Source organism: Pseudomonas putida (assembly GCF_002025705.1).
In the GTDB taxonomy this organism is placed as follows: Bacteria; Pseudomonadota; Gammaproteobacteria; order Pseudomonadales; family Pseudomonadaceae; genus Aquipseudomonas; species Aquipseudomonas putida_J.
In genome coordinates, this window is the sequence record NZ_CP018846.1 from 5,792,197 (window position 1) to 5,810,129 (window position 17,933).

A 17,933-nucleotide genomic window follows, 5' to 3' on the forward strand; every position below is an offset into this window, starting at 1 on the left:
TTGAAACTGCTGATTCTCGATCGTGACGGGGTGATCAACCAAGACTCCGACGCCTACATCAAGACGCTGGAAGAATGGATCCCGATCCCTGGCTCGGTCGAGGCCATCGCGCAGTTGAGCAAGGCGGGCTGGACGGTGGCCGTGGCCACCAACCAGTCCGGCATCGCCCGTGGCTACTACTCGCTGGCAACCCTCGAGGCCATGCACGCGCGCTTGCGCGAGCTGGTCGCCGAACAGGGCGGCGAGGTGGGCCATATCGTGTATTGCCCGCATGGGCCAGATGAAGGCTGCGATTGCCGCAAGCCCAAGCCTGGCATGCTGCGGGCGATCGCCGAGCATTACCAGGTGGGCCTTGAAGGCGTCTGGTTCGTTGGCGACAGCAAAGGTGACCTGGAGGCCGCCCTGGCCGTCGGTGCACAACCCGTGTTGGTGAAAACCGGCAAGGGCGAGCGGACTCTGGAAAAAGGCGTCCCGGAAACTACACTGATTTTCGACGATCTGGCAGCTATCGCCAGAGAACTTATTTAAACAACAATGCGCCCTCGGGCGCATTTTTCCCAGGCGGGCACGCCCCGCAACGGTACTTGCCACTATGTCGATCCTGCAGGCGATCAGAATCTTTCTTTTTTACCTGCTGCTGGGCACCAGTTCGCTGCTGTGGTGCTCGCTGAGCTTCTTCGTCGCGCCGTTCTTGTCGTTCCCCAAGCGCTACAAGTTCATCAATGTGTACTGGTGCCGTTGCGCGCTGTTTTTGGTGCGCACCATCCTCGGTATCAACTACAAGGTCACCGGTGCCGAGAACGTGCCGGCTGAGCCCTGCGTGATCCTGTCCAACCACCAGAGCACCTGGGAAACCTTCTTTCTTTCCCAGTACTTCTCGCCGCTGAGCCAGGTGCTCAAGCGCGAGCTGCTGTATGTACCGTTCTTTGGTTGGGCCATGGCCATGCTGCGGCCGATCGCGATCAATCGCGACAACCCCAAGGAAGCCTTGCGCCAGGTTGCCAGCAAGGGTGACGAGTTGCTCAAGCAGAAAACCTGGGTACTGATCTTCCCGGAAGGTACCCGGGTGCCATTCGGTACTGTGGGCAAATTCTCCCGGGGCGGTACCGCGCTGGCCGTGAATGCCGGCCTGCCAGTACTGCCGATTGCCCACAACGCCGGCAAGTTCTGGCCCAAGACGGGTTGGGGCAAGCGCTCGGGCACAATCGAAGTGGTAATCGGCAAGCCGATGTACGCCGAAGGTACCGGGCCACGGGCCATTGCCGAGCTCAACGACCGTGCTGCAGCCTGGAACGAGGCGACCCAGCGGGCCATGGGTTCGCTGCCGCCAGTCGATGAAAAACCGCAGGAGCAGATGGCCTGACCATCTGTGGATAACTTGTGAACAGTTTTTTGATGAAGTGCCACGAGATGTAGCTAAGTGTATGAATTAGCTGTTTATTTCCTTGTGTGACATTTTTCTGAAAAACGTGCATAAGTTTTTTTGGGGCATAAGAAAACCGGCTTTTACAGCCGGTTTTTTTATGCGTTCAATTCAGAGCCTACACGCTCTGTAGGAGCGGCCTTGCGTCGCGAAAGGGCCGCTATGCGGCCCCAGCAATTGAAGCACTACAGCTGAAATCCTGGGGCCGCTGTGCGGCCCATACGCGACGCAAGGCCGCTCCCACAAAAAGGTCATGACGCCAAATTGCAGAGCACTGCATCAGACCTTGTCGATATCCACTTCCTTGGTCTCTTTCAGGCAGAAGATACCCACCACCAGGCTGATGCCGGTCACCATCACCGGGTACCACAATCCGTAGAAGATATCCCCGGTATACACCACCAGCGCAAACGACACGGTTGGTAGGAAGCCGCCGAACCAGCCGTTACCGATGTGGTAAGGCAGCGACATCGAGGTATAACGGATGCGAGTCGGGAACAGCTCGACCATCACTGCCGCCAGCGGCCCGTAGGTCATGGTCGCGATCAGGATCATCGCCACGATCAGCACCACCACCATCACCTGATTGACCTGACCCGGGTCGGCCTTGGCCGGGTAGCCCGCCTGCTCGATTGCAGTGCGCATGGCCGTTTCGTCGAACCCGTTGATGGTCTTGTCACCGATGTTGACCACCACGTCGCTGCCGGCCACGCTCACCGAGCTATACGGCAGGCCCTGCTTGACCAGGAAGGTCTTGACCTTGTCGCACGGGCTATCGAAACGTGCCTTGCCGACCGGGTCGAACTGGAAGGTGCAGCCCTGCGGGTCAGCGGTGACCACGATAGGCGCCTGCCGGCTGGCTGCGTCGATCTGCGGGTTGGCGTAATGGCTCAGGGCCTTGAACAGAGGGAAGTACAGTACGGTAGCCAGCAGCAGGCCGAGCATCAGGATCGGCTTGCGCCCGATACGGTCTGACAGCCAACCGAAGAACACGAAGAACGGCGCGCCGATGACCACACTGATGATAAGCAAGGTATTGGCCTGGGCTGGGTCCATCTTGAGCATCTGGGTCATGAAGAACAGCACATAGAACTGTGCTGTGTAGAAGGTCACGGCTTGCCCGGCATTGATGCTGAACAGCGCGGTGAGCACGACTTTCAGGTTGGGCCAGGAGGTGAACGACTCACGGATCGGTGATTTGCTGACCTTGCCCTGGGCCTTCATTTTCACGAAGGCCGGCGACTCGTGCATGCTCATGCGGATCCAGGTGGAGATCGCCAGCAGGAAGATCGACAACAGGAACGGCAGGCGCCAGCCCCAGGTTTCGAACTGATCACCACTGATGTAGCGGCTGCCCAGTACCACCAGCAATGACAGCAGCAGGCCCAGGGTGGCGGTGGACTGGATGAAGCCGGTGTGGAAACCACGCTTGCCGGGTGGCGCGTGTTCGGCCACATAGGTGGCGGCACCGCCGTATTCACCGCCCAGGGCCAGCCCCTGGAGCATGCGCAAGATCACCAGGATGATCGGAGCAGCAATGCCGATGCTGGCGTACGTGGGCAACAGGCCGACGGCGAAGGTCGACAGGCCCATCAGCACGATGGTCACCAGGAAGGTGTACTTGCGCCCGATCATGTCGCCCAGGCGGCCGAACACCAGTGCGCCGAATGGCCGCACCAGGAAGCCGGCGGCAAAGGCCATGAGGGCGAAGATGAAGGCGGTGGTATCGTTCACCCCAGCAAAGAACTGCTTGCTGATGACGGCGGCCAGCGCCCCATAGAGAAAAAAGTCATACCACTCGAACACCGTCCCGAGGGATGACGCGAAAATGATCTTGCGTTCTTCACGACGGCTGGAGGCGCTCGCCGTTGCACCCTGCTCTTGGATGTAATCCGACATCGTTGCTGTCCTCGGCCCGCAGGCCACAGTGATTATTCTTGTTGTTCCACTGTCGGCAGCTTGTGACCGCGAGCTGCCGGTGTTGCACGCACCCGGGTCAGGGGGTCGGTACTGCGTCTTCGTTCAGGTAGGTCTGGGTTGCCGCTCCTTTGAGGATCAATTGCGCCGCCTTCTCGGCGATCATGAGGGTGGGGGAACAGGTATTGCCGGAGGTGATCTGCGGCATGATCGAGGCGTCGGCCACGCGCAGGCCAGGGATGCCGTGCACACGCAACTGGTTATCCACAACGTCCATGTCACCGCTGCCCATGCGGCAGGTACCGACCGGATGGAAGATGGTGGTGCCGATCTTGCCGGCCGCGTCGAACAGCTCTTCCTCGGTTTGCAGGGACGGCCCTGGCAAATATTCCTTGGGATCGAAAGCGGCGAGGGCAGGGGCCTGGACAATGCGCCGGGTGAGGCGGATGGCGTCGGCGGCAACGCGCAAGTCCTGGGGGGCGCTCAAGTAGTTGGGGTCGATCTGCGGCGTGCTGTTCATGTCCGCGCTGCGGATATCGATGCGCCCACGGCTGGCCGGGCGCAGGTTGCACACCGAGGCAGTAAAGGCCGGGAACCGATGCAGCGGCTCGCCGAAGCGCTCCAGTGACAGCGGCTGCACGTGATACTGCAGGTTGGGCGTGGCCTGCTCCGGGCTCGAGCGCACAAAGGCACCTAGCTGGCTCGGCGCCATGGCCAGCGGGCCACTGCGGTCGTAGAGATACCGCAGGCCCATGCCCAGCTTGCCCCACAGGCTGTTGGCCATCTGATTGAGGGTGCGGGTGTTGCGGATCTGGTAGATCAGCCGCAGTTGCAGGTGATCCTGCAGGTTGCCGCCGACGCCGGGCATGTCGTGGCGTACACCGATGCCCAGGCTTTCGAGCAGTTTGCGCGGCCCGATGCCGGAACGCTGGAGAATGCCGGGCGAACCGACTGCCCCCGCACAGAGGATGATCTCGCGGCGCGCAGCAAATTCATGCCAGGCGCCTTGCCACAGCGCTTTAACCGCTCGGGCTCGGGTGTTGTTCAACAGCACCTGGTCAACTTGCACGCCGGTCAGCACGGTGAGATTGGAGCGGCCCTTGATCGGCCGCAGAAAGGCCTTTGAGGCGTTCCAGCGCACGCCGCTGCGCTGATTGACCTGAAAGTATCCACAACCCTGGTTGTCGCCGGTGTTGAAGTCGTCGACCTTGCCGATGCCACTCTGCTCGGCTGCGTCGCGGAAGGCATCGAGAATCGGCCAACTGTAGCGCTGGCGCTCGACTCGCCATTCACCGTCACTGCCGTGGTGTTCGCTGGCACCGGCAAAGTGGTGCTCGCTGGCCTTGAACAACGGCAGCACGTCTTTCCAGGCCCAGCCTTCGTTGCCTTGCGCGGCCCAATGGTCGTAATCGGCGGCCTGGCCGCGCATGTAGATCATGCCATTGATCGAGGAACATCCGCCGAGCACCTTGCCCCGTGGATACCCCAGCGCGCGGCCGCCCAGTCCAGGCTGCGCTTCGGTCTTGAAGCACCAGTCGGTACGGGGGTTGCCGATGCAGTAAAGGTAACCGACCGGGATGTGAATCCAGGGATAGTTGTCGCGGCCACCGGCTTCGAGCAGCAGGACGCGGCAGGAAGGGTCGGCGGACAAACGATTGGCCAGCAGGCAGCCGGCGGGACCGGCGCCTACGACCACGTAGTCGAAGACAGAATCGGCTGATGGCATGTGCAACCTCGCGCCTGATTATTATTCTTGTCCCGATCCATCTTAGTGAGTAATTTCGTCAAGGAAACACGAGATTTCGCGCAGCCGTTGTGCGTTTTAGCACAGCGGTAAGTCTGTACTGGCCTCTTCGCGGCGGTTCGACGCCTCGATAAACCCGCTCCTACAGGTTCGACGCTGCTCCTGAAGCCTGCGCGATCCCTGTGGGAGCGGGTTTACCCGCGAAAAGGCCAGAACGAACAGCCACAAGGATCAGCATGTTCGACTGGAACGATCTGCGGTTTTTCCTCGAGTTGCAGCGCAGTGGCCGCCTGCTGAGCGCGGCCAAACGCCTCAATACCACCCACAGCACGGTCGCCCGGCATATCGAAAGCATCGAGAAGAGCCTGGGCACGCCACTGTTCGTGCAGCACGCCCAAGGCTATGAGCTGACCCCGTCGGGCCAGGCTCTGCTCAAGCATGCCGAAGCCATGGAGAACGTTGCCCTGCTGGCGCAGGAAGAAATCACCCAGGCCATCACCCCGCTGGGCAAGATTCGCCTGGGGGTGACCGAAGGCATCGGCATCATGTTCTTCACCCCGCGCATGAGCGAGCTGTTTGCCCGTTATCCGGGGCTGGAGGTGGAACTGGTGGCCGTACCGCGCTTCGTCAGCATCCTCAACCGTGAGGCTGAGATCAGCATTCACCTGGAGCGGCCCAACGCCGACCTGCTGATCACCCGCAAACTCACCGACTACCGCCTTGCACTGTACGCCAGCCAGGGCTATCTGGACCGGGCGCCGCCCCTGCGCAACCGCGAGGACCTGGCCCGGCACAGCTGGATCGGCTACGTCGATGACCTGCTGTTCAGCCAGGAACTGCTGTTTCTCAACAGCTTTTGCCGCGCACCGAACGTGGCCTTCCGCAGCACCAGTGTGATCGCCCAGCAAACCGCTGCCCGCGCAGGGCTGGGCATTGCCGTGCTGCCCAACTACATGGCCCGTCATGATCCGACACTGGTGCGTGTACTGCCCAGCGAGACCATCCAGCGCAGCTACTGGATCTGTACCCGCCGCGAATTGCACAAATCGGTGCGCCTGCGGGTGGTGTGGGACTACCTGCTGGCGCTGTGCGCGGCGGAACAGGATGAGCTGCTAGCCGAATAGCGCCTTGCCCGCCAGCAGCAGGGCCGCCAGCCAACCGGCCACGGCAAACAGCTGCTGCAGGCGAGGGCCGGCAATCCGGGTGGCCAATGGCCTGGCCAGCAACAGGCCGATCACTGCACCAATGGCGAACGGTGCACCAATACGCCAATGCATCACACCGGCCAGGCTGGCGCTGACCACGCTCCCCGTGGAAACCAGCGCGATCACTGCAAGGGATGTCGAGACGATGCTCTTCATGCGCAGGTTGGTGTAGCGGTTCAACGCAGGGATGATCACAAAGCCGCCGCCCACTCCCAGCAAGCCAGAGAGCAAGCCGGACATCGCCCCGGTGAATGCCAAGGCGCGTGCGCAGGGTAACGTCCAGCGCAAACGCCCCTGCAACGGGTTCAGGACGCAGGGCTCGATGTAACGATGGGCATCGTTGCCTTCGCCGCGCAGCTCTTTGCTCGCCTTGCGCCAGATGCGCAAGCAGGCATAGATCAGCACGGCAGCGAACACCAGCGCCAAGGGTGTATTGGGCAAGCGATGAGCCAGCATCAGGCCCAATGGTGCCGCGGCAATGCCGATCAGGGCGATGAACAGTGCCGCACGATACCGCACCAGCCCTTCACGTAACCCGAGTACCGCACCTACCGCCGCAGCAAGCCCCACGGCGAGCAGGCCGATGGGCGCCGCTTCGACCATCGACAGGCCAAGCCCGAACACCAGCAACGGCACAGCCAGAATGCCACCACCGGCACCGGTCAGCGCCAGCACTGCACCGATGATCGCGCCAAGGCCTGCGCCCAGCAGCTGATGTTCGATCACTGTGCGGCCTCGGCATCCAGCGGTTGCGGGCGCGCCATCCACTCACGGCCTTTGAGCATGCCCTGCCAATACAGCGGCGGCAGCACCCGTGCCTTGAGTAGCCAGGCCAGGCGAGTCGGCTGGCGCCCATCGAGCAACCAGCGCGGGAAACTCGGCGCGACCTTGCCGCCATAGGTGAACTCGGCCAGGACGATCTTGCCGCGTTCAACAGTCAACGGGCAGGAGCCATAACCGTCGTACTGGGCCAGGGTGGGAAGGCGGCCAAGCGCCACCAGCACGTTGTTGGCTACCACCGGCGCCTGCTTGCGTGCTGCGGCGGCAGTCTTGGCATTGCTGGTATTGGCCACGTCACCCAGTGCATGGACATTGCCGAACTGGCGATGGCGCAGGGTATGCGGATCGACATCGACCCAACCGGCGGCATCGGCCAAGGGGCTTTGGCGGATGAAGTCCGGGGCAACTTGCGGTGGTACCACATGCAACATGTCGAAGGCTTCGATACGGGTTTCACTGCTGCCGTCGGGTAGCGTGCGAACGAAGGTAGCACGCTGGTTGGGCCCATCCACGGCCACCAGGCGATGGCTGTAGTTAAGGTCCACGCCGTACTTGTCGATGTAGGCCATCAACGCTGGCACATAGTCGGGGACGCCGAACAGCACGGCACCGGCATTGAAGAAACTGGCTTTCACATCGCCCAGCCGCCCGCTGCGCAGCCAGTGGTCACAGGACAGGTACAGCGCCTTTTGCGGCGCGCCTGCGCACTTGATCGGCATCGGTGGCTGGGTGAACAGAGCGCGCCCTTGCTTGAGCTTTTGCACCAGCTCCCAGGTGTAGGGCGCCAGGTCGTAGCGGTAGTTGGAGGTAACACCGTTGCGACCGAGGGTTTCGCTGAGCCCGCCAATGGCGTCCCAGTCAAGCTTGAGGCCAGGGCAGACCACCAGCTGTTCATAACTGATGGCGCGGCCACCTTCGAGGGTGACCAGCTGGCCCAAGGGGTCGAATCCCTGCACCCGCGCCTTTATCCAGTGCACGCCCCGCGGCATGGCCGAGGCCATGGTGCGGGCAGTACTCGGTGCCTTGAACACGCCCGCGCCGACCATGGTCCAGCCTGGCTGGTAGTAGTGCACATCGGCAGGGTCGATCAGGGCGATATCCAGTGACGGGTCACGGGCGATCAGGCTTGAGGCAGTGGCGATACCGGCGGCACCGGCACCGACGATGACCACCTTGTGGTGGTCGGCATTGGCAGGCATGGCAGTCAATCCTGGAATTTCTGGTAATGGAGCAGGGCAGTCAAAGTTTGTTCAGCGGGATCTTCAGGTAGCTCACGCCGTTCTCTTCAGGCTCCGGGAACTGGCCGCTGCGCATGTTCACCTGCACCGATGGCAGGATCAGCACGGGCATGTCGAGGGTCTTGTCGCGGGCTTCGCGCATGGCCACGAAGCTGTCCTCGGCGATGCCTTGATGGATGTGGATATTGCTGGCGCGCTGCTCGCCCACCGTGGTGACGTACTGCATCTCGCGCCCGCCTGGCAGGTAGTCGTGACACATGAACAACCGGGTCTGGTCGGGGAAGGCCAGCAATCGGCGGATCGAGCGGTACAGCGTGCGTGCATCGGCACCGGGGAAATCGCAGCGGGCGGTGCCGTAGTCAGGCATGAACAGCGTATCGCCAACGAACACCGCCGTCTCGCCAGCGTCCACAACCATATAGCTGATACACGCTGGCGTGTGTCCGGGAGTATGCAGCGCGCGGGCGTGCAGGTTGCCGATGCTGAAGCCTTCCTCATCTTCGAAAAGCACATCGAACTGGCTGCCATCGCGGGCGAAGCCGGGCTCGGCATTGAACAATGTGCCGAAGACTTTCTGCACCTGGGTGATGTGAGCGCCGATGGCCGTGTGGCCGCCGAGCTTGGCCTTCAGGTAGGCAGCTGCCGAAAGGTGGTCGGCATGCACGTGGGTTTCCAACACCCACTGTACCGTGGCCTTGAGTTCGGCCACGCGTTCGATCAGGCGATCCGCCGATGCGCTGCTGGTGCGTCCGGATTTGGGATCGTAGTCCAGCACGCTGTCGATCAGCGCGCACTTGAGCGTTTCACGGTCCATGACCAGGTAGCTGATGGTCGAGGTCGCCTCGTCGTAGAAAGCGTCCACGTGAAGGTTGTTGCCGATGATCATCACGTTCTCCAATTGATCCACCTCGCCTTGTAAGGCGTAGGCAGTGACAGGAGGTTTATCAAGATGCATGCCAGGCATTTTTGGTGGCCACGACCAATGAAACCGGAAGGTCACCGACAGCTGTCAGGCTTTCTGGCAGCACGTTTGGCAGTCGACTGTCAGCCAATGGCAGTGTTTGGCAGTCCTTGTTACCCTGCGTCGGGTCATCCCATGGTGCTGTCATGTCTGAATCCCATCCCCTCATCCTAGCTCTGGTTTCCTACCTTGAGCACGATCCCCTGCCCACTATCGTGCTGGACACCGACTACAACATCCTCGCGGCCAACGCGGCTTACCGCCGACAGTTCGGTCGAGACGAACAGGCGCCGCTGGGGGAGAAGTGCCACCGGGTTTCCCATCACTATGCTGTGCCTTGCGACCAGGCGGGTGAGCACTGCCCGATGCGCAAGGCGTGGAACAGCAAGGTGCCTGAGCGCGTGCTGCATATTCATCACACGCCGCGTGGGCCCGAGCATGTGGATGTCGAGTTGCGGCCGATCCTCGACGAGCAGGGCAGGGTGGTGGCCTTCGTCGAGCGGCTGACCCGTATCACCTTGGCCTCGGCACAACCTCAGCAACAGGGCCTGGTCGGGCGAGCGCCAGCGTTCAAGTCGGCATTGGCGAGCCTGCAACGCGCCGCACCCGCCCAGATCCCAGTGCTGCTCCAGGGCGAGTCGGGTACCGGCAAGGAGCTGTTTGCCCGAGCCATCCATATGGGCAGCCCACGAGCGAATGGCCCGCTGGTAGTGGTGGACTGCACCGGCCTGACTGAGTCGCTGTTCGAGAGCGAACTGTTCGGTTACGAGAAAGGTGCGTTCACTGGCGCCAACCAGCGCAAGATCGGCCTGGCCGAAGCAGCCCATGGCGGTACGCTTTTCCTTGATGAGATTGGCGAGGTGCCGCTGGCGATGCAGGTCAAACTGCTGCGCCTGATCGAGTCCGGCAGCTTCCGCCCGGTGGGCAGCCTGCGAACCGTGCATTCGGATTTCCGCCTGGTGTCGGCGACCCATAAGCCGCTGAAGCAAATGGTGGCTGACGGGACTTTCCGAGAAGATCTGTATTACCGCATCAGTGGCTTCCCGATCCGCTTGCCGGCATTGCGTGAGCGGGTGGAAGATCTGCCTTTGCTGGCCGAGAGCCTTTTGCAACGCATGACCGGTACACCAACAACGAGGCTGACCGAGGAGGCGCTGACGCAACTGGGGCTGCATCCATTCCCAGGCAACATTCGCGAGTTGCGCAACATTCTGGAGAGGGCGCGGCTGTTTGCCGATGAAGGGTTGATCAAGGCGGAACATCTACCGGAAGACGTCGGGCCACAATTCGCAGTTGCCGCAAGCAAGGGGCGAGGGCGAAACGATCTAGGTAACCTGGCTCAGGCGCTGGAGCAGTTCCAGGGATCACGCAGCGAGCTGGCACGTCATCTCGGCCTGAGTGAGCGCACCCTGTATCGCCGCCTGAAAGCCCTTGGTCTCAATTAGTACCGTGGCTGTCTTTACCTGACCTTTACCTCTGCCCTTACAAGATTCGGCAAAACCTGTGGTCTGATCAGTTAACCGCACCAGGCACTCAGCGACACCCGCCGGGCGTTAAACAAGCAGAGGATCACCCCATGAAGAAAACCCTGACCGTACTCTGCGCCGCGCTTGTGCTCAGCACACCCTTGGCCAGCTTCGCTCAACCAGGCCCTGACCGTTACGACGATGGCCACGGTCCATCCCATCAGGGCTATGAACCCCATGGCCAGCCCGAACGTCATGACCGCCATGACAACGGTCACTACCCGGCGTACCACAACCCGAACTTCCGCCCCGAAGCGGGTATGCCGATGCCGCATCAGCAATGGCACCGTGGGTATGTGGTCGAACCGCGCTACCGTGCCGACCGCTACTGGGTGACCGACTGGCGCGCACGGCATCTGTACGCACCGCCACGTGATCATCGCTGGTTGTACGTGAACGGTGACTATGTGCTGGTAGCGATTGCCAGTGGTGTGGTCGTCAGCGTGCTTTCCGGCTACTGATATTCGCAGATAAAAAAACGCCCGCATCAGCGGGCGTTTTTTATCCTGCGATCTACACCTGATCAGAAGTCCAGGTTCGATACCGACAGCGCATTGCTTTCGATGAAGTCACGGCGTGGCTCTACCGCGTCACCCATCAGGGTGTTGAAGATCTGGTCGGCGGCAATCGCGTCTTCGATGGTGACCTTGAGCATGCGGCGGACGGTTGGGTCCATGGTGGTTTCCCACAGCTGCTCCGGGTTCATCTCGCCCAGACCTTTGTATCGCTGGATGGTGTGGCGCTTGGTGCTTTCGTTCATCAGCCAGTCCAGGCCTTCCTTGAACTCGACAATCGCCTTACGACGCTCACCACGCTGAACATAGGCGCCTTCACCCAGCAGGGTAGAAAGCTTGGCACCGACGTTGACCACCGTACGGTAATCGTTGCTGCCGAAGAAGTCGCGGTTGAAGGTGACGTAGCTGGCCAGGCCGTGGGAGGTGATTTCCACTTCCGGCAGCCAGACATTGCGCTCCTTGTCTTCGCGCAGGCTGGCCTGATAGGCCAGGCCCGACTTCTGGCTGTTGCTCAGACGCTCCTGGAACTTCACCAGCCAGGCTTGCATCACCGCGTGGTCGCCCAGTTGCTCCAGGGTGACTTCCGGCAGGTAGATGAAGTGCTCGGTGATGTCTTCCGGGTACAGGCGCGACAAGCGCTTGAGGGTCTTCATCACGGCGCGGAATTCGTTCACCAGGGTCTCCAGCTGTACGCCGGAAACGGCTGGTGCCGATTCGTCCAGGTGCAGGCTGGCATCTTCGAGGGCCGATTGGGTCATGTATTCTTCCATGGCCTCGTCGTCCTTGATGTACTGCTCCTGCTTGCCTTTCTTGACCTTGTACAGTGGTGGCTGGGCGATGTAGATGTAACCGCGCTCGACCAACTCCGGCAGCTGACGGAAGAAGAAGGTCAGCAGCAGGGTACGGATGTGCGAACCGTCGACGTCAGCATCGGTCATGATGATGATGTTGTGATAACGCAGCTTGTCGATGTTGTACTCTTCGCGGCCAATGCCACAGCCCAACGCGGTAATCAGCGTGCCCACTTCCTGGGACGAGATCATCTTGTCGAAGCGAGCTTTCTCGACGTTGAGGATCTTGCCCTTCAGCGGCAAGATCGCCTGAGTGCGACGGTTACGGCCTTGCTTGGCCGAGCCACCCGCGGAGTCACCCTCCACCAGGTACAGTTCGGAGAGGGCAGGGTCCTTCTCCTGGCAGTCCGCCAGTTTGCCCGGCAGGCCGGCGATATCCAGCGCACCTTTGCGGCGGGTCATTTCACGGGCTTTACGTGCCGCTTCACGGGCACGGGCAGCGTCGATCATCTTGCCTACCACGGCCTTGGCTTCGTTCGGGTTTTCCAGCAGGAAGTCGGCGAAGTACTTGTTCATCTCTTGTTCCACGGCGGTTTTCACCTCCGAGGAGACCAGCTTGTCTTTGGTCTGCGAGCTGAACTTCGGATCCGGCACCTTCACCGAAATGATCGCAGTCAGGCCTTCACGGGCATCGTCACCGGTGGTAGCGACCTTGTTCTTCTTGGCCAGGCCTTCCTGCTCGATGTAGCTGTTCAGGCTACGGGTCAGCGAGGAGCGGAAACCGACCAAGTGAGTACCGCCGTCACGCTGCGGAATGTTGTTGGTGAAGCACAGCAGGTTCTCGTTGAAGCTGTCGTTCCACTGCAGGGCAATCTCGACACCCACGCCATCGTCACGCTGGACGTTGAAGTGGAAGACCTGCGAGTTGATCGGGGTCTTGTTGGTGTTGAGGTATTCAACGAATGCGCTCAAGCCACCTTCGTATTTGAAGAACTCTTCCTTGCCCGAACGCTCGTCCTTCAGCAGGATGCCGACACCCGAGTTGAGGAAAGACAGTTCGCGAATCCGCTTGGCCAGGATGTCCCAGCTGAAGTGGATGTTCTTGAAGGTTTCAGCCGAAGGCTTGAAGTGAATGTGGGTACCGGTGGTTTCGCTGTCACCGACTACGGCCATCGGCGCCTGTGGAACACCGTGAACGTAGGTCTGCTCCCAGATCTTGCCGCTGCGGCGAACAGTCAACACCAGCTTCTCGGACAGCGCGTTTACTACCGAAACGCCCACACCGTGCAGACCGCCGGATACCTTATAGGAGTTGTCGTCGAACTTACCGCCGGCGTGCAGCACGGTCATGATGACTTCGGCTGCGGATACGCCTTCTTCTTTATGCACGTCGACCGGAATGCCACGGCCGTTGTCGCGCACACTGATGGATTCGTCCGTGTGGATGATGACGGTGATGTCATCGCAGTGACCGGCGAGGGCTTCGTCGATCGAGTTGTCGACCACCTCGAAGACCATGTGGTGCAGGCCGCTACCATCATCGGTGTCGCCAATGTACATGCCGGGACGCTTGCGTACGGCATCCAAACCTTTCAGCACCTTGATGCTGGAGGAGTCGTACGTTTGATTTTCGCTCATGCCTTCACTCCCGATGGTCGTGGGTCTGGGTGATACGGCCTTGTTCCACGTGGAACAAGGCAACTGGCGTTTCCGTCTGCCAGCCTTCCCTCAGTAATTCGTGATCTACACAGGTGATGAACACCTGGCAGCGTAATTCTTCAAGCAAGCGGCACAGCGCGCGGCGATGCTGGTCATCCAGCTCGGACGGCAGGTCGTCAACGAGATAAATACAGTGGCCGCGGCGAGCCTGACTGACGAGGTGGCCCTGGGCAATGCGCAATGCGCACACCACCAACTTTTGCTGACCTCGCGACAGAATGTCGGCTGCGTTGTTGGCAGCCAGACGAAGACGCAGATCAGCACGTTGCGGGCCGGCTTGGGTATGACCCATCTGCTGATCGCGAAGGAGAGAGGAGGCGAGTACTTCTTGCAGTTCCCGGTCCTTGTCCCAGCCTCGATAGTAGCTAAGGGTCAACCCGTCCAGCTCGACCAGCTCGCTCAGGGTTTGCTCGAAGACGGGCTTCAAGGCCTTGATGTAGTTGCGACGGTATTCATCTATTTCCGCGCTGGCCAGGCATAACTCCCGGTCCCAGGCGGCTTGCGAAGCTGGGTCAAGTGTACCATGCCGCAACCACGAGTTCCGCTGCCGCAGCGCCTTCTGCAGACGTTGCCAAGCTGGCAGGAATCGAGGTTCCACGTGGAACACACCCCAATCTAGAAACTGACGGCGGATTTTCGGTGCGCCTTCCAGCAATCGAAAACTGTCCGGGTTGATCAGTTGCAGCGGCAGCATTTCAGCCAGTTGAGCAGCGCTCTTCGCATTCTGGCCGTCGATGCGGATCGTGAATTCGCCCGCCCGCTCCCTTGATACGCCCAGGTTGCTGGTGCCACCCTCAGCCAACTGCACTTCGCCAAACACGGTACAAGCGGGCTGCTCATACTGGATAACCGGGTTCAGCCGAGTGCTGCGAAATGACCGGGCAAGGCCTAGCAGGTGCACGGCTTCGAGCACACTGGTCTTGCCGCTGCCGTTGGCGCCGTAAAGGATATTGATGCGGGGGGAAGGTGAGAGAGTCACCGGGTGCAAATTGCGCACCGCGGTGACCATGATACGTCGAAGGGACATTTCGCCTGCTACGAATTACAGACGCATCGGCATGACAACGTAGGAAGAATCGTCATTGCCAGCTTCCTGCAGCAGGGCACTGCTGTTGGAATCGGACAAAATCAGACGAACTTGCTCGGTAGTCATAACGCCCAACACGTCCAGCAGATAGCTGACGTTGAAGCCGATTTCCAGCGAGCTACCTTCGTAGTCCACGCCGATCTCTTCTTCCGCTTCTTCCTGCTCAGGGTTGTTGGCCTGGATTTTCAGTTGCCCGGCTGCCAGCTGCAGGCGAATGCCACGGTACTTCTCGTTGGAGAGAATTGCGGTACGGCTGAACGCTTCACGCAACGCCTGACGGTCACCAACAACCAGCTTGTCACCGCCCTTCGGCAGCACTCGCTCATAGTCCGGGAACTTGCCATCGACCAGCTTGGACGTGAAGGTGAACTCACCGGTGGTCGCACGGATGTGGTGCTGGCCAAGTACGATGCTGACCATGCCTTCCGGATCGGTCAGCAGGCGCGCCAGCTCGAGAATACCTTTACGTGGAACGATGACCTGATGACGATCGTCCTGCTCGATCGGCGCGCTCATCGAGCACAGCGCCAGCCGGTGGCCGTCGGTGGAAACCGCACGCAGAGTATTGCGCGACACTTCCAGCAGCATACCGTTGAGGTAGTATCGCACGTCCTGCTGGGCCATGGCGAAGCTGGTGCGCTCGATCAGGCGGCGCAGCTTGCTCTGTTCCAGGTTGCAGGTCAGCGAACCCGGGCCTTCTTCAACGGTCGGGAAATCGTTGGCAGGCAGGGTCGACAAGGTAAAGCGACTGCGGCCGGCTTTGACCAGCAGCTTCTGCTCGTCCACCTTGATGTCGATCAGAACATCGTTCGGCAGGCTCTTGCAGATGTCCATCAGCTTGCGCGCCGGGACAGTGATCTCGCCTGGCTCGGCCGGCTCTTCCAGTTGTACGCGGCCAACCAGTTCGACTTCCAGGTCGGTACCGGTCAACGACAGCTGCTGGCCTTGCACGACCAGCAGGACGTTGGACAGAACCGGCAAGGTCTGGCGGCGCTCGACGACACCGGCGACCAGTTGCAGGGGTTTCAACAGGGCTTCGCGTTGAATGGTGAAATGCATGGTCTAGTCCCTTGCCTTCAATTAGCTGCGCTGGCGAACGTCAAGTCGTCAGCGTCCGCAGCAGGTTCTTGTAGTCCTCGCGGATGTCCGCGTCGGATTCCTTCAATTCGTTGATCTTGCGGCAGGCGTGCAGCACGGTGGTGTGGTCGCGACCGCCAAACATGTCGCCGATCTCTGGCAGACTGTGGTTGGTCAGTTCCTTCGACAAGGCCATGGCTACCTGACGCGGGCGCGCAACGGAGCGCGAACGGCGTTTGGACAACAGATCGGCGATCTTGATCTTGTAGTACTCAGCCACGGTACGCTGGATGTTATCCACACTCACCAGCTTGTCTTGAAGCGCCAGCAGGTCCTTCAACGACTCACGAATCAGCTCGATGGTGATGTCACGGCCCATGAAGTGCGAGTGAGCGATCACCCGCTTCAAGGCGCCTTCGAGTTCACGTACGTTGGAGCGGATACGCTGGGCGATGAAGAACGCAGCATCGTGCGGCAGCTCTACCTTGGCCTGATCGGCCTTTTTCATCAGGATCGCGACGCGGGTTTCCAATTCCGGCGGCTCTACGGCCACCGTCAGGCCCCAGCCGAAGCGCGACTTCAGGCGCTCTTCCAGGCCTTCGATTTCCTTCGGGTAGCGGTCGCTGGTGAGAATCACCTGCTGACCACCCTCGAGCAGGGCGTTGAAGGTATGGAAGAACTCTTCCTGTGAACGCTCTTTACGGGCGAAGAACTGGATATCGTCGATCAGCAGCGCATCGACCGACCGGTAGAAGCGCTTGAATTCATTGATCGCGTTGAGCTGCAGCGCCTTGACCATATCCGCGACGAAGCGCTCGGAATGCAGGTACACAACCTTGGCATTCGGGTTCTTCTTCAGCAGATGGTTACCCACAGCATGCATCAGGTGGGTTTTACCCAGGCCCACGCCACCATAAAGGAAGAGCGGGTTGTAGCCGTGCTTGGGGTTGTCAGCGACCTGCCAGGCCGCAGCGCGGGCCAGCTGGTTCGACTTACCTTCGACAAAGGTCTCGAAGGTAAACGTGCGGTTCAGGTAGCTGGTGTGCTTGAGCGCGCCTTCCACCTGGACCGTGCGCTGTTCGGTACGGTTACCAGCAGCAGGTGCTGAGGTGTTGTCGCCCATGCCGTCGAAGCTGTCACGCGAAGCCGCCTCACCAACCTCATTCACCTGCACCGGTTCAGCCAACGGCGCCTGAACCGGTTCGGCCACGGCGGCCACAGTGGGCGCTGCTGCCTGCTGAGTCTGGTTTTGTGCAAGCGACGCAGCGACTGCAGCACTCACAGGCGCATTAGGTGCAGCACGTGGAGCGGAGCTGCGACGGCTGCCTATTAACAAGGAAAGGGCTGGCGCCATGCCGCTGCCGTTTTCACCCAACAGTTCGAGCAGACGGCCCAGGTACTTTTCATTCACCCAGTCGAGCACAAAACGGTTAGGCGCATAGACGCGCAACTCGTTGCCTTCGGCTTCGACCTGTAGCGGACGGATCCAGGTGTTGAATTGCTGGGCAGGCAGTTCATCGCGCAGAAGCTCCACGCACTGCTGCCAAAGTTCCACTGACACGGATATCCCCTGAGTTGAAAGCCGGATGAGGCAAAAACAAACCGCCATTGTACCGGTCGAGCGATCAGTTATCCACATGTGGAAACATTCTGAGCCATGACAAAACAGTCATTTAGCGGCCAAAACGCCTTCCAACCACTGTGAATAAGGTCTGTGGATAACCAACCTTGAGGGCTATGCACAACCCTGAGGTCATCCCTGTTGATAACTCTGCTGTGGATAATTACGCATTCTATCCACAGGCTGTTCGCACGTCCAACACAAGCGCAGCACTTGTTACCGACAAGGTTTCAAAACTCTGTACAGCCCGTGGATTCTGGGCTTGGCGCAGTTATCCACAGAAGGTTGTCCACCTAAGATTTATAAGTTCTTCAGAAAAGCTTTTTATA

14 protein-coding genes are annotated in these 17,933 nt (G+C 60.4%); 5 read left to right on the forward strand and 9 right to left on the reverse strand.

The window, feature by feature from the left end; genetic code table 11:
• Positions 1-528, forward strand: coding sequence for a D-glycero-beta-D-manno-heptose 1,7-bisphosphate 7-phosphatase (gene gmhB / locus BUQ73_RS26125; RefSeq protein ID WP_079230251.1), 528 nt, complete (start codon positions 1-3; stop codon positions 526-528).
• A gap of 64 nt (positions 529-592) precedes the next feature.
• Positions 593-1,363, forward strand: a complete 771-nt coding sequence (locus tag BUQ73_RS26130; protein ID WP_079230252.1) for a lysophospholipid acyltransferase family protein — start codon at positions 593-595, stop codon at positions 1,361-1,363.
• A 339-nt stretch (positions 1,364-1,702) separates the two neighbouring features.
• Here the strand turns inward: BUQ73_RS26130 and BUQ73_RS26135 are convergent, their stop codons facing one another.
• A complete protein-coding gene (locus BUQ73_RS26135) occupies positions 1,703-3,322 on the reverse strand; it encodes an MFS transporter (protein ID WP_079230253.1) in 1,620 nt (539 codons plus the stop codon).
• 97 nt (positions 3,323-3,419) lie between these two features.
• Positions 3,420-5,066: a GMC family oxidoreductase gene (locus tag BUQ73_RS26140; RefSeq protein ID WP_079230254.1), complete on the reverse strand. Its 1,647-nt coding sequence runs from the start codon at positions 5,064-5,066 to the stop codon at positions 3,420-3,422.
• A 254-nt stretch (positions 5,067-5,320) separates the two neighbouring features.
• Between BUQ73_RS26140 and BUQ73_RS26145 the strand changes: the two genes are divergently transcribed.
• A complete protein-coding gene (locus BUQ73_RS26145) occupies positions 5,321-6,208 on the forward strand; it encodes a LysR family transcriptional regulator (protein WP_079230255.1) in 888 nt (295 codons plus the stop codon).
• Here BUQ73_RS26145 and BUQ73_RS26150 read toward each other — a convergent pair.
• From BUQ73_RS26150 to BUQ73_RS26160, 3 genes are read right to left on the reverse strand one after another with little or no spacing between them, the layout of a single operon-like run.
• A complete protein-coding gene (locus tag BUQ73_RS26150) occupies positions 6,197-7,015 on the reverse strand; it encodes a sulfite exporter TauE/SafE family protein (RefSeq protein WP_079230256.1) in 819 nt (272 codons plus the stop codon). The two genes, BUQ73_RS26145 and BUQ73_RS26150, sit on opposite strands and share 12 nt — an antisense overlap.
• Positions 7,012-8,268 (reverse strand): NAD(P)/FAD-dependent oxidoreductase, encoded by a 1,257-nt coding sequence (locus tag BUQ73_RS26155; RefSeq protein WP_416171804.1) that lies wholly within the window; start codon positions 8,266-8,268, stop codon positions 7,012-7,014. Before BUQ73_RS26155 ends, BUQ73_RS26150 begins: the two co-directional genes overlap by 4 nt.
• A gap of 40 nt (positions 8,269-8,308) precedes the next feature.
• Positions 8,309-9,193 carry an MBL fold metallo-hydrolase gene (locus BUQ73_RS26160; protein ID WP_079230258.1) on the reverse strand — a complete coding sequence of 295 codons (885 nt, stop codon included), beginning with the start codon at positions 9,191-9,193 and terminating at the stop codon, positions 8,309-8,311.
• Positions 9,194-9,414: 221 nt separating this feature from the next.
• Here BUQ73_RS26160 and BUQ73_RS26165 point away from each other — a divergent pair, with 221 nt between their 5' ends.
• Both BUQ73_RS26165 and BUQ73_RS26170 read left to right on the forward strand, forming a co-directional pair.
• Positions 9,415-10,713: a sigma-54 interaction domain-containing protein gene (locus BUQ73_RS26165; RefSeq protein WP_079230259.1), complete on the forward strand. Its 1,299-nt coding sequence runs from the start codon at positions 9,415-9,417 to the stop codon at positions 10,711-10,713.
• 131 nt (positions 10,714-10,844) lie between these two features.
• The gene (locus BUQ73_RS26170) at positions 10,845-11,255 is read left to right on the forward strand and encodes an RcnB family protein (protein ID WP_079230260.1); all 411 of its coding nucleotides are present in this window, start codon (positions 10,845-10,847) and stop codon (positions 11,253-11,255) included.
• A gap of 62 nt (positions 11,256-11,317) precedes the next feature.
• On the opposite strand, the gene gyrB is transcribed toward BUQ73_RS26170, so the two are convergent.
• The 4 genes from gyrB to dnaA are packed head-to-tail and all read right to left on the reverse strand — an operon-like array spanning position 11,318 to position 17,544.
• Positions 11,318-13,738, reverse strand: a complete 2,421-nt coding sequence (gyrB, locus tag BUQ73_RS26175; protein WP_060483833.1) for a DNA topoisomerase (ATP-hydrolyzing) subunit B — start codon at positions 13,736-13,738, stop codon at positions 11,318-11,320.
• Positions 13,739-13,742: 4 nt separating this feature from the next.
• The gene (recF, locus tag BUQ73_RS26180; RefSeq protein WP_060507769.1) at positions 13,743-14,846 is read right to left on the reverse strand and encodes a DNA replication/repair protein RecF; all 1,104 of its coding nucleotides are present in this window, start codon (positions 14,844-14,846) and stop codon (positions 13,743-13,745) included.
• 15 nt (positions 14,847-14,861) lie between these two features.
• Positions 14,862-15,965: a DNA polymerase III subunit beta gene (gene dnaN / locus BUQ73_RS26185; protein WP_054884436.1), complete on the reverse strand. Its 1,104-nt coding sequence runs from the start codon at positions 15,963-15,965 to the stop codon at positions 14,862-14,864.
• 40 nt (positions 15,966-16,005) lie between these two features.
• The gene (dnaA, locus tag BUQ73_RS26190; RefSeq protein WP_079230261.1) at positions 16,006-17,544 is read right to left on the reverse strand and encodes a chromosomal replication initiator protein DnaA; all 1,539 of its coding nucleotides are present in this window, start codon (positions 17,542-17,544) and stop codon (positions 16,006-16,008) included.
• Positions 17,545-17,933: the final 389 nt, after the last annotated feature.

What these genes read in the sequence shown, in the direction of transcription:
- BUQ73_RS26160 (WP_079230258.1), bottom strand. Translation starts at nt 9,193, where the DNA reads ATGATCATCGGCAACAACCTTCACGTGGACGCTTTCTACGACGAGGCG.
- BUQ73_RS26145 (WP_079230255.1), top strand. Translation starts at nt 5,321, where the DNA reads ATGTTCGACTGGAACGATCTGCGGTTTTTCCTCGAGTTGCAGCGCAGT.
- BUQ73_RS26135 (WP_079230253.1), bottom strand. Translation starts at nt 3,322, where the DNA reads ATGTCGGATTACATCCAAGAGCAGGGTGCAACGGCGAGCGCCTCCAGC.
- gyrB (WP_060483833.1), bottom strand. Translation starts at nt 13,738, where the DNA reads ATGAGCGAAAATCAAACGTACGACTCCTCCAGCATCAAGGTGCTGAAA.
- BUQ73_RS26140 (WP_079230254.1), bottom strand. Translation starts at nt 5,066, where the DNA reads ATGCCATCAGCCGATTCTGTCTTCGACTACGTGGTCGTAGGCGCCGGT.
- BUQ73_RS26155 (WP_416171804.1), bottom strand. Translation starts at nt 8,268, where the DNA reads ATGCCTGCCAATGCCGACCACCACAAGGTGGTCATCGTCGGTGCCGGT.
- dnaN (WP_054884436.1), bottom strand. Translation starts at nt 15,965, where the DNA reads ATGCATTTCACCATTCAACGCGAAGCCCTGTTGAAACCCCTGCAACTG.
- recF (WP_060507769.1), bottom strand. Translation starts at nt 14,846, where the DNA reads ATGTCCCTTCGACGTATCATGGTCACCGCGGTGCGCAATTTGCACCCG.
- BUQ73_RS26165 (WP_079230259.1), top strand. Translation starts at nt 9,415, where the DNA reads ATGTCTGAATCCCATCCCCTCATCCTAGCTCTGGTTTCCTACCTTGAG.
- BUQ73_RS26170 (WP_079230260.1), top strand. Translation starts at nt 10,845, where the DNA reads ATGAAGAAAACCCTGACCGTACTCTGCGCCGCGCTTGTGCTCAGCACA.
- BUQ73_RS26130 (WP_079230252.1), top strand. Translation starts at nt 593, where the DNA reads ATGTCGATCCTGCAGGCGATCAGAATCTTTCTTTTTTACCTGCTGCTG.